The 13423-nt window shown below is 67.8% G+C and carries 9 protein-coding genes; 5 read left to right on the plus strand and 4 right to left on the minus strand.

The window, feature by feature from the left end; genetic code table 11:
- Positions 1-37 precede the first annotated feature (37 nt).
- Positions 38-493: a redox-sensitive transcriptional activator SoxR gene (gene soxR, locus AZOLI_RS28945; RefSeq protein WP_014250217.1), complete on the minus strand. Its 456-nt coding sequence runs from the start codon at positions 491-493 to the stop codon at positions 38-40.
- 150 nt (positions 494-643) lie between these two features.
- On the opposite strand from soxR, the gene AZOLI_RS28950 reads away from it, so the two are divergent.
- On the plus strand, positions 644-1846 hold the full coding sequence (locus AZOLI_RS28950) for an HPP family protein (protein ID WP_014250218.1): 1203 nt from the start codon (positions 644-646) through the stop codon (positions 1844-1846).
- Positions 1847-2217: 371 nt separating this feature from the next.
- Here AZOLI_RS28950 and AZOLI_RS28955 read toward each other — a convergent pair whose 3' ends face one another.
- Positions 2218-3147, minus strand: coding sequence for a replication protein RepA (locus tag AZOLI_RS28955; protein WP_014250219.1), 930 nt, complete (start codon positions 3145-3147; stop codon positions 2218-2220).
- 1125 nt (positions 3148-4272) lie between these two features.
- On the opposite strand from AZOLI_RS28955, the gene AZOLI_RS28960 reads away from it, so the two are divergent.
- From AZOLI_RS28960 to AZOLI_RS28970, 3 genes are all read left to right on the plus strand, one after another.
- Positions 4273-5226: a cation diffusion facilitator family transporter gene (locus AZOLI_RS28960; RefSeq protein WP_014250221.1), complete on the plus strand. Its 954-nt coding sequence runs from the start codon at positions 4273-4275 to the stop codon at positions 5224-5226.
- Positions 5227-5340: 114 nt separating this feature from the next.
- Positions 5341-6354: an AAA family ATPase gene (locus AZOLI_RS28965; RefSeq protein WP_014250222.1), complete on the plus strand. Its 1014-nt coding sequence runs from the start codon at positions 5341-5343 to the stop codon at positions 6352-6354.
- Positions 6344-7279 (plus strand): ParB/RepB/Spo0J family partition protein, encoded by a 936-nt coding sequence (locus AZOLI_RS28970; RefSeq protein WP_014250223.1) that lies wholly within the window; start codon positions 6344-6346, stop codon positions 7277-7279. The genes AZOLI_RS28965 and AZOLI_RS28970 overlap by 11 nt, the downstream gene beginning before the upstream one ends.
- Positions 7280-7283: 4 nt before the next feature.
- On the opposite strand, the gene AZOLI_RS28975 is transcribed toward AZOLI_RS28970, so the two are convergent.
- Positions 7284-8399: an NAD(P)/FAD-dependent oxidoreductase gene (locus tag AZOLI_RS28975; protein WP_014250224.1), complete on the minus strand. Its 1116-nt coding sequence runs from the start codon at positions 8397-8399 to the stop codon at positions 7284-7286.
- The gene (locus AZOLI_RS28980; protein WP_014250225.1) at positions 8396-11395 is read right to left on the minus strand and encodes a LodA/GoxA family CTQ-dependent oxidase; all 3000 of its coding nucleotides are present in this window, start codon (positions 11393-11395) and stop codon (positions 8396-8398) included. The genes AZOLI_RS28975 and AZOLI_RS28980 overlap by 4 nt, the downstream gene beginning before the upstream one ends.
- Before the next feature lie 378 nt (positions 11396-11773).
- Between AZOLI_RS28980 and AZOLI_RS28985 the strand changes: the two genes are divergently transcribed.
- Positions 11774-13294, plus strand: a complete 1521-nt coding sequence (locus AZOLI_RS28985) for a malonate--CoA ligase (protein WP_014250226.1) — start codon at positions 11774-11776, stop codon at positions 13292-13294.
- Positions 13295-13423 lie beyond the last annotated feature (129 nt).

A 13423-nucleotide genomic window follows, 5' to 3' on the forward strand; every position in this document is an offset into this window, starting at 1 on the left:
GGGGTGGTGCCGGGCCGCAATCCTCAAGCTGGATCCCTCACGCCGGATCCAGCAGGCGCGGCCCGGCACCGCCATCCCCCAACTCGTCCCACGGGTTGCGCAGCGGGCAGTCGCGGATCGACAGGCAGCCGCAGCCGATGCACCCGTCGAGATTGTCGCGCAGTCTGGTCAGTTTGGCGATGCGCTCGTCCAGTTCCTGCCGCCAGCGCTCCGACATGCATTGCCAGTCGGCGGTGGTGGGGGTGCGGTCCTCCGGCAGGGCGTTCAGCGCGTCGGCGATGGAGGCGAGCGAGATGCCCAGCCGCTGCGCCACCTTGATCACGGCCACCCGCCGCAGCACGTCGCGGGAAAAGCGGCGTTGGTTGCCGGAATTGCGCCAGCTGCGGATCAACCCCTGCGCCTCGTAGAAATGGATGGTCGAGACCGCCACGCCCGACCGTCGCGCGACCTCGCCCACCGTCAGGTCCTTGTCGTATTCCTCCGACGACAGCATCCCGGTCCTCCCCTCTGCCGCAACCCTCCGTCCCGCCAGTGTGAAGCCCTTTCCGCTTGACCTCAAGTTCTGTTGAGGTTTTAGCCTGCCCCGACTTTGCCGACCGAACGGGCAATTTGCCGATTGCGTAATCAGGGGGACGGGGACCGAATGACGAGGGGAAAGTTTGCCGCCCTGCGCGAGCGTCTGGTGGGCTTGGGGGCGGCATGGGGGGAGCTCGTGTTCCGGCCGATCCTGCCGGGCGCCACGCTGCGCGACCGCATGATCGCCTGCTGCGGCGCCCTGCTGGGCATCGCCGCGACCGGGCTGCTCTGCCGCAACATGCTGACCTACATGTCCAGTGCGCCGGTGCTGGTTGCGCCGATGGGGGCGTCGGCGGTGCTGCTGTTCGCCGTGCCGGCCAGCCCGCTGGCGCAGCCATGGTCTATCGTCGGCGGAAACACGCTGTCGGCGGTCGTCGGGGTGCTGGTCGCCGCCGTCATCCCGGACCCGATGCTGGCGGGGGCCGCCGCGGTGGCGCTGGCCATCGCCACCATGTCGCTGACCCGCTGCCTCCACCCGCCGGGCGGGGCCGCCGCCCTGACCGCGGTGCTGGGCGGGCCGGCGGTGACGGAGATGGGGATCAAGTTCGCCGTCTTCCCCGTCGCGGTGAACTCCATCCTGCTGCTGACCGCCGGGCTGATGTTCCACCGGCTGTCCGGCCACCGCTATCCGCACAAGGCGGTCAACACCCACCGCACCAGCGATCCGCCGCCGCAGCTGCGCCCCGGCCTGACCCAGGGCGACGTGGACGTCGCGCTGCGCAGGCTGGCCGAGACGCTGGACGTCAGCCGCGAGGATCTCGGCGCCCTGCTGGTCAATGCCGAGCTGCATGCGCTGGAACGCCTGCATGCCGACATCAGCTGCCGGGACATCATGTCCCGCGATGTCGTTTCGGTCACGCTGGACACCCATCCGCAGGTGGCCCGCGCCCGCCTGCTGGAACATGGCTTCCGCACCCTGCCGGTGGTGGATGGGCAGAACGCCGTGGTCGGCATCGTCGGGCACGAGCAGTTGTCTCACGGAGACACCGGCCGCAGCGGCGCCCGCGTCGCCAGCGTCATGGCCCCGGCGACGGTCGAACTGCCGGACACCCCGGTCTTCCGCCTGCTGGGCCGCCTGTCGGACGGGCGTACCCATGACGTGGTGATCGTCGACCAGAACCGCCGGGTCCTCGGCATGGTCACCCAGACCGACCTGCTGGTGGTGCTTGCCCGCACCGCGCTTGCCCGTGCGGTGCAGACCGGGGTCGACGGGCTGAACGGAGCGTTGCCGCGCACCCCTCTGCGGGATGTTTCCGGCGGCCGGGCCTAACGCTCCGCCCCCGCGCCGCTTCCCCTTCGCTTCCCCTGGGGCGGAGGGGGAATGGGACATTTGAAACACCGTGAAACAGGAATTCGGACCTGTTTCACTGTTCAACTTGAGACCGGGAGCATCTGGCGGCGACAGGAGCAGCGATGATGGGACCCGGCTGGACACCCGTGTTCTCCCGGATTCTGTGGCAGGTTATTTTTCCTATCACGAACCGGGCGACGGGATAAGCGTGGGGTTGAAATCCGCGGATGCTTGACTGTTGGCCTCTTGAACTCTGGTGACGGATGTCCGGGAGGCTGAAGCGTCACCAGAGTTCAAGACCGAAAACACCCACCGTCACCAAAGTTCAGCCCCAAAGTTCAGCAGCGTTGTCAGGCGATGCGCGCCATCACCCGCTCGTTGATCGGCGGGCGCGAGGGGTAGAGGATCAGCCCCTCGGCCGCTTCTTCGACGCGGGCGTCGGGATAGGCGGCCATCGCGTATTTCAGATTCGGGATGAACTTGGTCTTGAACTGGCGGACCAGGGCGTAACCGGCGCCGAACTGGCCGTGCAGCGCCGCCCAGGTGATTGGGGTCGGCTTTTCCAGCGAATGCAGGCGGTAGGCGAGCCAGATATAGACGTCGAGAGCCATCGACTTGCCGCTGATCGCCTTCAGCGCCTCTTCCGCCACCGGAACCGGATGTTCGCGCAGGGCCTTGAAGAAGCTGTCGCTGAGCCGCACCGTCTCGGTGAACAGGGTTCCCTGGCGGTCGTCGGGCCGGCGCAGCTGGATGGCGTCGGCGACGATCGATTCCTTGCTCTGCCGCCGGCCGCCGTCGGCGTCGGTGAAGAAGGTGAGATGGCAGGCGGAAAGGCGCGCAGCCTGATCCTCCACATCGCGATAGGCCTTGCCGCAGATCGGAATATCCATCCGCTTCAGCCAGTCATGCATGGAGCCGCCGAGTTCCACCTCCGGATTGCCGGTCTGGATGGCGCGGGTCTGGAGATAGAGCAGGATCATCCGCGCCCGGCTGCCATAGGGCACGCCGATTCGGCGGGTGACGCCGTTGCGGTCTTCGATCACGCCGGGCTGGATCACCAACTTGACCTTGTGGCCCGGCCGTTCCCAATGCTGGTCGTCGGGAAGCTGGCGGTGGGGCAGCGCCGTCTGGCAGAATCCGGCATAGGTGATGCCGAGCTTGCCGTTCTCCGCGGCCTGGACCGCGGCGGCGATGTCGATCAGCGGCCGTTCCTCGTCCGAAACGAGGGCCAGTGCGCCGTCGCGCCCATGTGTCTCGATCAAACGATGAATGCTGCCCATGCCGCTCTCCCGTTCCTGGTCACCTGCTTCTGGCCTCCATGACCGTCCTGTGACCGCCGGATGACCGAACCTGCCAGATACAACACCCCGGATCGCGCCGAAGGCAATTTGAACCTTGGTGACGCAGGCTAATTGGAAGCTATTTGGAACCAACTATTAGATTCGTCACCAAGGTTCAGGGGATAACTCCGAGTCGCGTCACCACAGTTCAAGGATGGCGTCACCAGAGTTCATGGGGAAAACCGGGGGGCCTGTGGACGAATCGCGGTGCCGGGAGCGCTGCGGGTTTGAACCTTGGTGACGCCCGGGCAGGCGAGTCGGGGTGAATCGGGCGGGCGCGGGTCGCGGCAGGCGTCACCAAAGTTCAAGGATTCCAGCGGCTAAGTGAGGCGCGTTAGCGGGGCCTTTGCTGCCGGCCATTGGATGGTTGGCTGTTCGCCCATCATCGGCGTGGTGTTTGAATTCAATGGCTTACCTGTCATCCCCGCGGAGGCGCTACGGGATGCACAGATCTCACGGGCCATTAAGGCACTGCAATCATGGCACTTATTCGGCTGTCATTCCCGCGAAGGCGCATAGGCGCTAACTTACTGGTCGAATTGTTGTCGAAGCCAAGCCCATCCCTTATCGACCGTCATCCCCGCGAAAGCGGGGATCCAGGGTTTTCCAAGCAGAATCAATGGGCAAGCCTGGATCCCCGCCTTCGCGGGGATGACGCTGAAAGAAGTGCCGACCCCTTGGGAAATGGGCAAAGTCCTCAAAGTTAGCGCCTATGCGCCTTCGCGGGAATGACGCACAGAGGAGCGGGTGTGGGCTTTCTGGGTTTCGCGGCCGTTCATCGTCCCTTCCCACCTCAGGGCGTCACCAAAGTTCAAACGGCCGGTCGAGTCGATTCCGGACCCTCGGCGTCACCAAAGTTCAAAGCCGCACGACCCCAGCGTCACCAAAGTTCAGGAGTCATGCCGAGTCGGTCCGGATGGGAGCGTCACCAAAGTTCAAACTCCGGAGGCTTGCCACCCCATCCTAGACCATCGGGGCGTCACCAAGGTTCAGGTGCTCCGGCTCCGCGGAACCGGGCGGCAGCAGCGGAGTTGTTTGCCAACGTGGCTGAATTGGCGGGGGACCATGGCGCAGGATGCGATGACCGGTTCGGTGGGAGGATCGGAGACGGACGCCGGCAAGGTGGTGATCGCGGCCATCGCGGCCAATCTGGCGGTCACCGTCACCAAATTCGCGGCGGCGTTCCTGACCGGCAGTTCGTCGATGCTGAGCGAGGCGGTGCATTCGCTGGTCGACAGCGGGAACGAGGCGCTGATGCTGGTCGGGCTGAAGCGGTCGAGGAAGCCGCCCGACGACAGCCACCCCTTCGGCTACGCGCGCGAGCTGTATTTCTGGACCTTCGTCGTGGCGCTGGTGATCTTCGCCGGCGGCGCCGTGGTGTCGATCTATGAAGGGGTGGAGAAGATCCTGCACCCCCAGCCGGTCGAATCGCCCTGGATCAACTTCGTCGTGCTGGGCATCGCCGTGGTGATTGAGGGGGTCAGCTGGCTGGTGGCGCTGCACGCCTTCAATGCCCGGCGCGGCGACGCCGGCGTGTTCGAGACCGTCCACGCCAGCAAGGACCCCACCATCTTCATGGTGCTGTTCGAGGACAGTGCCGCCCTGGTCGGCCTGATCATCGCCGCCGCCTGCCTGTCCGCCGACCTGCTGCTGGACCAGCCGGTGTTCGACGGCATCGGCTCGGTGCTGATCGGGCTGGTGCTGGCGGCCACCGCCGGCTTCCTCGCCTATGAGACGAAAAGCCTGCTGATCGGCGAATCGGCCCGTCCCGATCTGGTGCGCGGGGTGCGCGCCCTGCTGCGGGAGGAGCCCGCCATCGAGCGCGTCAACGAGGTGCTGACCACTCATCTCGGCCCCGAGGTGGTGATCGTCAATCTCAGCCTCGACCTGCGGGACGAGGTGAGCGCGGGCGAGGTGGAGAAGGCCCTTGCCCGCATCGACCGGCAGGTGAAGGAGCGCTTTCCGGAGATAAGCCGCGTCTTCACCGAATTGCGGGCGGGCGGGCCGGTTCCGGGGTGATGGTTGTGGCAACTCGCCGCGCTCTCCATTGACAAAGTTCCGGCAACTTGCTCAGACTCCGGCGGCCCGGATGGCCGTCCATATCGGGGCCGGAGTTGAGGGGGAATGACGGGAATGCTGTCGATTGGGGGCGACGAGATGCGCCAGCTGCGCGAGCGTCGCGGCGAGAACCAGACGCAGTTCGCCGAATGGCTGAACGCGCAGCTTGGCCGCAGCTATACCAAGGCACGGATCAGCCGCTGGGAAAGCGGGGCGGAGCGGATCCCGCAGCAGTTGGTCGATTTCCTGACCCGCCACAAGGCGGACGAGCGCCCCCGCGCCGCGACATATCTGGCGGTCGCCAACCAGAAGGGCGGCGTCGGCAAGACCGCGACCGCCGTCAACCTCGCCTATGCCCTGACCGAAGGGGGCGCGCGGGTCCTGCTGATCGACTGCGATTCGCAGAGCAACGCCACCGTCCATGTCGGCATCGGCAACGCCGCCATCGTCGCGCTGGAGCAGCAGCGCAAGACACTCTATTACGTGCTGCGGTCGGAAGAGCCGCTGACCTCCGTCATCATGCCGACGGCGGAACGCGGGCTGGATCTGGCGCCGGCCGGGCTGTCGCTTGCCGACGCCGACGTTGAACTGGCGGCGGATTCCACCGGCGGGCTGATCCTGCGGGAGAAGCTGGACGAGGTGCGCCACTCCTATGATTTCGTGGTGATGGACTGCGCGCCGAACCTGGGTCTGGTGACCGCCAACGCCTTGTCGGCGGCGGAGCTGGTGGTGGTGCCGGTGCAGACGGAGGCGCTGGCCCTGCTGGGCGTCAAGCGGCTGATCGACACCATCGGCCGCATCCGCCGCCGGGTGAATCCGACCCTGCGCATCGCCGGCATCATCCCGACCATGTACAACGACCGGCTGACCCAGGACCGCGCCACGCTGCAGGAGCTGCACGAATCCTACGCCGGTCAGGTGCCGGTCTTCGACCCCATCCCGCGCGCCACCGTCTATGGCAAGGCGGCCGCCGCCGGCATGATCACGCTGGCGGGCGATCCCAAGGCGCCGGGGGCCGAGACCTTCCGCGAGGTGGCGCGCCAGATCCGCGCCTATGCCCAGAACCGGGAGTTGCCGCATGTCGCGTAAGTTCGAACGCAAGACCCGCGAGCTTCTGGGCGGCGCCGGCGAGCCGGGCGGCGTGGCGGGGGGCGGCATGACGGGCGGGCTGACGGTGGGCAGCGACCGGCTGTTCGGCACCTCGGCCGGTTTCCCGCATGTGGTGGAGCTGGACCTCGACCGTGTCCACCGCAACCCCGACCAGCCGCGCCGCCATTTCGACGAGGCGGAGCTGCGCGGCCTGGCATCCTCCATCGAGCGGCACGGGCTGCAGAACCCGATCCTGGTCCGCCCGCTGCCCCAGGGCGAATATCTGCTGATCGGCGGCGAGCGCCGGGTGCGTGCACACGAGATGCTGGGCCGCAAGACGGTCTTCGCCATCCTGACCTCCGGCGACCCGGACGAGATCGGGCTGATCGACAATGTCCAGCGCGTCGATTTGAACGCGGTGGAGTATGCGGCGGCGCTGGCCCGGCTGATCGACAAGCACGGCTACACCCATGACGAGCTGGCCGCCGTGGTCGGGCGCGACCGCACCGACGTGACCAAGCTGCTGGCGATCATGAGCCTGCCGGCGGAGATGCGGGAGGAGTATGCGACGGCCTTCGCCCATGTCTCGCGCTCCGTCATGATCGAGATCGCCGCCGCCCCGGCGGAGCTCCGCGCCGAGCTGTGGGAGCGCGCCAAGGAGGGGGCCAGCGTCAAGGCGGTGCGGCAGGCCAAGCGGGACCATGCCCAAGGCGCCGCTGCAGAAGCCACTCCGCCGGAGCCCGGCCCGAAGGAGGCGATGCGCTCCTTGCAGGCCAGCGTGAAGCGGATCATGCGCGACGTCGCCGTGGTGCGCGAGCAGCGCCGCCACCTCGACCCGGACAACCGCGAGCGGCTGATGCGGCTGCGGGCGGAGATCGATGCGATCCTGGAGGAGGTGGATGACGGGGTGGAAAGCGGGGCCTGACCGCTCAGGCCGCCAGCCGGCGGCTCCAGAAGGGGCGGTCCCGCCAGCGGCGCTCCAGCCCGTACCAGGCGTGCAGATGGGCGCGGTAGGCGTCGCGGATCGGCGTCAGGCCGGCGGCATAACCGGAGAGTGCGTTCGCATCGCCGGACAGATGGCGGTCGGCGGCCTCCGCCGCGGCAAGGCCGGTGTAGAGCGCGTTGAAGATGCCCTGCGACGACAGCGGGTCGAAGCCCAGGGCGGCGTCGCCGACCGCCAGCCAGCCCTCGCCCGAGGCGGGTGACAGCGTGCTGCTGTGGGCGGCGCAGAATCCGCCTCTCCCCTCCCCCTGCCCTTCCGGCGTGAAGCCGCAGGCGCGCAACGACTCCGAAAGCACGGGACAGCCGGGCAGCCGGCGCAGCAGCGATGCGGCGTCGCGGGCATCGGCAGCGGCGGGCAGGTCGGCGTCGGTGTGGAAGGCGACGACCCGGCGGCCCTCGGGCAGCGGGGCGCTGTACCACCAGCCGTCCGGCTCCGCCTCGATCCAGGTCAGGCCGGACTGGCGGCCGGGGGCGTCCCTGCCATGGATCCAGCCGCAGACCAGCCGGTCCGACACCGTCCGCCGGGCGCCGAAGCGCTTGGCCAGCGGCGAGCCGCGCCCGCCGGCATCGACCAGCAGGCGGGCACGCACGGGAAGGCGGCGGCCGGCGGTTTCCACCTCCAGCAGCCAGCCCTCCCCTGCCCTGTCCACCGACAAGGGCAGGGCCGGGACCAGCAGGGCGGCGCCGCGCGACACTGCGACCCGGCGCAGCCAGCCGTCGAAGCGGCCACGGTCGAGGTGCCAGCCCGGCCCGTCGAGGTCGCGCAGATTGTCGGCCTCGACCGGCAGCGGACCGCCCCAGACCGACCGGCCGCCATGGCAGGGGGAATGGCCTTCCGCCAGGAAAGCCTCCCACAATCCCATGTCGGTCAGCAGGCGGCGGGCGGCCGGGGCCAGCGATTCGCCGATGCGGACGGCGGGGCCGTCCCGCCGGTCCAGCACCAGCACCCGGTGCAGCGGCGCGAGGTTGAGGGCGAAGGCGGCGCCGGCGGGACCTGCTCCCACCACAACCGCATCCGCCTCGATCACGCCTCCCTGGATCACCGCAGCCCGCGCGGGAAGCGGCGGACCTTGTCGATCCGGCTGAGGTCGACCGGCTGGGTCGCCCGCAGCCCGCCACCGCCGCCCGACGGGGCCGGCGCCTTGGTGGACAGGGTGCGGTGGGCGGTGCGGACCGCCTTGGTGTCCACCGTGTCGTCCACGTCGGGGATGGGGATGTGCTGGTCCTCCACCTCGATCAGCGGCGGGAACAGCTTGGCGCCTTCCGGATCGGTCGGGCCGGGATTGACCTCCACCACGCCGAGATGGTCGAAGTGATGGATCATGTTGTTGATCTGGTCGGTGTAGCTGGTGGTGCCCAGCGGCGCCACCCAGGCGGCGCGGTTGGCGAAGGCGGCCAGACGCACCTGGGTCGGCTGGGCGGCGTCCATCACGATCCGGTAGTTCTCGCGGGTCAGCACCTCGTTCGGCACGCGGGCCGGCCAGAAGGTCGGGACGTTGGGGTCATAGCCGGGATCGTAGCCGGAGCGGCAGCTGCCGGTGTCGGTCTGCCACGGCACCGCCATCCAGCGGGTGATGCCGCCGGGAAGCTGGCCATAGAGCGGGCCGTTGGGGATGGTCACCGTGTCGCTGGACAGGATGGCGCCCATGCCCGGCTCCACCCAGCCCTTGGGCGCATGGGCGAAACGGAAGGGCTCCATATACATGGTGGAGGCGCGGACCGGCCAGGTCATCTCGCAGCCGGGATGGAAGGCGTCGGCCAGGCAGAAGTCCAGCGCGGCGCGGGTCAGCACGTCGCCCTGCTGGTCTAGCGGCACCTGATCGAACTCGGTGTAGACCGGGACCTTGCCCCAGTCGTCGTCGAAATCGCCGGCGACCCACTGGTCGAGGAATTCCAGCTGGGTCTGGGTCAGCGAGGTGTATTGGCGCGGCGTCTGGGCGGGCGGGATGCTCATCGCGTCGCCATAGACCCAGGGCCAGGGCATCGGCGACCAGCTGTCGACATCGTCATGGCGGAAGGAGTTCTTCAGCACCCGCCGGGTTTCCTGGTTGGCGAGGCTGCGGTCGTTCAGCCGCGCGATCCAGTCCGGCTTGGTGAAGTCGTTGGCGGAGTTCCAGCCGAACCCGGCGGCGAACCCGGCATTGACCCATTGCAGCCCGGTCATCCGCTCGAACACCGGATAGATGTCGTGGGTGAAGGAGGGACGGGTGGGCTTCGGCAGCGTGCCGGCCTGGATCGCCATGTCGCGCATCAGGTCCCACATGGTGCGGACGGACTTGCGCTGCGGCCCGTAATTCGGCGGCGCCACGACGATCCAGGCGGGGGTGACCGGCAGTTCCATGCCGTTCAGCCTGACCACCGCATCGACCGGCCCGTCCGAGGTGTCGTCGTGCCAGCCCTCGTTGTTGCCGAAGGTGATCGCCTTGGTGCCGTTGTAGGAGGAGGAGAAGCCGCGACCGCCGGTGACCAGCAGGCGGTGGTCGCCCTCCTCGCACCACATGCGGCCGAGATAGACCGGCTCGCCCTGGTGCATGAACTTGCCGGCGACCAGCTTGCGGCTCTGCTTGCCTTGGCCGGCGTGGATCTTGTGCTCGCCGGCATCCAGCACCAGCGCCTTGCGGTCGGTAACCGTCGGGTTGCGCAGCGTCGACGGATCGGCGGAGGCCGCTTCGGGAATGTCGAGCGCCAGCTGGAAGCTGTACCAGGCCGATTTCTGGTTGGAGAGATGGACCTTCCAGGTGATGTCGGCGCCGCTGTCGGCGGCGGTCAGCTCGCGGACGATGCGGCCCATGGCGTTGACGCCATAGATGCGGAAGCGCGCGGCCTGCGGCAGAAGCCGGCCCTTGGCGTCACGATAGGGGTTCTGCGCCGGATCGTCGCCGGCCATCAGCGGCTTCGGATTGGGCACCTCGGGACCGACGACATAGCCCTCCGGCGCGTTGCCGATGCGGGCGATGCCGATGGGCGGGTAGATCACCGCCTTGACGATGCAGTCGTCCTTCGGCAGCGGCGGCGCCTGGGTGCGCGGCACCGTCGGCTGTTGCAGCGGCTGGCCGTTGGCCTGATGGCGGACATCGGCGCCGTGGTTGTAGACCACCTTGCGCACCGCGGCGATGCTGCCCTGCGGCGCCTGCTCCACCGGCGTGCGCCAGATGTTGAAGGCCAGCTCCTGCCCATAGTCGCCCTGGCCGCGGGCGCAGACATCCTGCTTCGGCAGGATCAGCGTCGCCACCGGCTGGTAGGGGTATTGGTCGGTCGGCCATTTCTCCGTCGCCTTGTCCAGCGGATAGCCGGCGCTCTTGGGAACCACCTGCACCATGAAGGTGAAGCGGTATTCGTTGTCCAGCAGCCGGTTGGCGAGGTCGGTGGCGAGATAGTTCTTGTCGTCGGTCGGCACGTTGACCGCCGGATGCCCCGGCGGCGGCGCTTCCGGCACCAGCGAGTATTTGGCGTAGCGATCCGGGCCGAAGGCGAAGGGCAGGATCGCCCAATATTGGGTGGTCAGAACGCTGCCGTCCACCTGCGCCGACATGGCGTTCAGGATGCCGTCGGTCTTCGGGTGCGTCTTGAGATAGCCGGGATAATCCTTCAGGACCGTGCCGGCATAGGTGAACTCGCACATCTCCTCGGCGTTATCGACGAAGAAGACGGGAAAGTTCTGCATGATGAAGTCAGCGACGTCGCCCGTCTCGCCCAGCGCGTTGACGCCATCGACGCCCCAGACCTTCAACCCGATGCCGAGCGTCGATCCCAGATCCGGAGAGGTCGGGCCGGTGTCGCTGGAAAAGCGCATCCAGGCCGGCAGCTCGTCCCTGGCGAAGACGCCGACGCGCAGGGAGTCCGGCCGGTTCGGGTCCATCACCAGCCGGCCATGGGCGGCGCCGTGCAGCTTGCGGAACACCGCGCGTTCCGCCGGCGTCTGGCCCAGCGCGATGCGCTTCATCTGGCCCATGGCGATGAACATCTCGTCCAGCCGCTGGGTAGCGTTGGTCGCGCAGTCGAAGCACGGGGGAATCGGGGAGGAATCTTTGGCCGTCATACGCTCCGTCTCCTGAATCGTCCGGCGGGGGTGCCGGGAAGGGTGGATACGCGGATAAAAAAGTTGTTTTGATGAATGAAATTTCCCGTTACGTGAGTCGTGCTTACGCGAGCACTCCAGGGGTTTCCACTGGAAATAATCGGTGGTGCATACATTTTTACCGTATCGGAGAGTGCGTGGTGATCAGCACCGCTTCGGTTGAGTGACTCTGTCGATACTCGTTTCATTGATCACGAGGCGCCGATGTGGGATGTCCCACAGTCATGCGTTGCGTGGGTGGGGCTCCCTCTGCCCTGCTCTCCCCGGAGGGAGAGGGGATTCCGCCTTCCCCGCGCCGGTGTATGATGGGCGCGCCATTCCGCAGGGGGCCGACCGAGAATGACCGACAACTTCTTCGACATCGCTACCGCACGCTTCCCCGCCGATGCCGACGCCCCGTTCATCGAGCTGGAGTCCGGACGACGCTACAGCTATCGCGACCTGATGGAGATCAGCGGACGCTATGCCCGGCTGCTGGTGGGGCTGGGTGTGGCCAAGGGCGACCGCGTGGCGGTGCAGGTCGAGAAGTCGGCGGAAGCGGTCTTCCTCTATCTCGCCTGCCTGCGCGCCGGCGCGGCCTATCTGCCGCTGAACACCGCCTATACCAAGGCCGAGGTCGGCTATTTCCTGGGCGATGCGGAGCCGAGGGTTTTCGTCTGCACGCCGGGAAACGCGGCGGCGCTGGCCGATACCGCGGCGGCGGCCGGTGTGGGGACCCTGCTGACGTTGGGCACCGACGGTGACGGCAGCTTGGCCGAGCGGGCGGCGGGGCTGGATGCGGAGTTCGCCACCGTGGCCTGCGGGGCGAACGATCTGGCGGCGATCCTCTACACCTCCGGCACCACGGGGCGGTCGAAGGGGGCGATGATGAGCCACCGCAACCTGTCCTCCAACGCCGCCACCCTGCACCGCATCTGGGGGTTCCGGCCGGACGACGTGCTGCTGCATGCGCTGCCGATCTTCCACACCCACGGGCTGTTCGTCGCCACCAACTGCGTGCTGATGAACGGCACCGGCATACTGTTCCTGCCCAAATTCGATGCCGACGCCGTTTTCCGCCTGCTGCCGCGGGCGACGGTGATGATGGGGGTGCCGACCTTCTACACCCGCCTGCTGGCCGACCCGCGCCTGACGCCGGAGGCGGCTGCCCATATGCGGCTGTTCATCAGCGGCTCCGCCCCGCTGCTGGCCGACACCCACCGGGAGTTCCGCGAGCGCACCGGCCACGCCATCCTGGAGCGCTATGGGATGACCGAGACCGGGATGCTCACCTCCAACCCGCTGGACGGCGACCGCATCCCCGGCACGGTCGGCTTCCCCCTGCCCGAGGTGTCGGTGCGGGTGGCGGACGAGAAGACGGGGGAGCCTGTGGCGGATGGCGAAATCGGCGTGCTGGAGGTGAAGGGGCCGAACGTCTTTTCCGGTTACTGGCGCATGCCCGAGAAGACGGCGCAGGAAATCCGCCCCGGCGGCTGGTTCATCACCGGCGATGTCGGCCGGATCGACGGGCGGGGCTATGTCCACATCATCGGCCGCGCCAAGGATCTGGTGATCTCCGGCGGCTTCAACGTCTACCCCAAGGAGGTGGAGACGGTGATCGACGCCATCGACGGCGTGGTGGAATCCGCGGTGATCGGCGTCCCCCACCCCGATTTCGGCGAAGCGGTGGTGGCGGTGGTTCTGCGCCGTCCGGGTGCGGAAGCGCTGGATGAGGCGGCGGTGATCGGCGCCTGCCGGGAGCAGCTCGCCAACTTCAAGGTACCGAAGGCGGTGGCCTTCTTGGAGGAGCTGCCGCGCAACGCCATGGGCAAAGTGCAGAAGAACCTGCTGCGGGAGGCGTACAGGGGGCTGTTCGGCTGAGTGCGGGGGGCCGCACCGGCCCCCAACAAATCGCTTGTCCAGCATCGCCGCCGGGAGCAAAGCTCGCGCACCTGCCCCTCTACCCCTTTATTGAGGAGTAAAGGGGCGCCGACCTTTCCCTGCGTGCCT

The organism is Azospirillum lipoferum 4B (assembly GCF_000283655.1).
GTDB classification, from domain to species: domain Bacteria; phylum Pseudomonadota; class Alphaproteobacteria; order Azospirillales; family Azospirillaceae; genus Azospirillum; species Azospirillum lipoferum_C.

Excerpts from the sequence above, each read along its gene's own strand:
- soxR (WP_014250217.1), bottom strand. The coding sequence starts at position 493 with ATGCTGTCGTCGGAGGAATACGACAAGGACCTGACGGTGGGCGAGGTC.
- AZOLI_RS28950 (WP_014250218.1), top strand. The coding sequence starts at position 644 with ATGACGAGGGGAAAGTTTGCCGCCCTGCGCGAGCGTCTGGTGGGCTTG.
- AZOLI_RS28955 (WP_014250219.1), bottom strand. The coding sequence starts at position 3,147 with ATGGGCAGCATTCATCGTTTGATCGAGACACATGGGCGCGACGGCGCA.
- AZOLI_RS28960 (WP_014250221.1), top strand. The coding sequence starts at position 4,273 with ATGGCGCAGGATGCGATGACCGGTTCGGTGGGAGGATCGGAGACGGAC.
- AZOLI_RS28965 (WP_014250222.1), top strand. The coding sequence starts at position 5,341 with ATGCTGTCGATTGGGGGCGACGAGATGCGCCAGCTGCGCGAGCGTCGC.
- AZOLI_RS28970 (WP_014250223.1), top strand. The coding sequence starts at position 6,344 with ATGTCGCGTAAGTTCGAACGCAAGACCCGCGAGCTTCTGGGCGGCGCC.
- AZOLI_RS28980 (WP_014250225.1), bottom strand. The coding sequence starts at position 11,395 with ATGACGGCCAAAGATTCCTCCCCGATTCCCCCGTGCTTCGACTGCGCG.
- AZOLI_RS28985 (WP_014250226.1), top strand. The coding sequence starts at position 11,774 with ATGACCGACAACTTCTTCGACATCGCTACCGCACGCTTCCCCGCCGAT.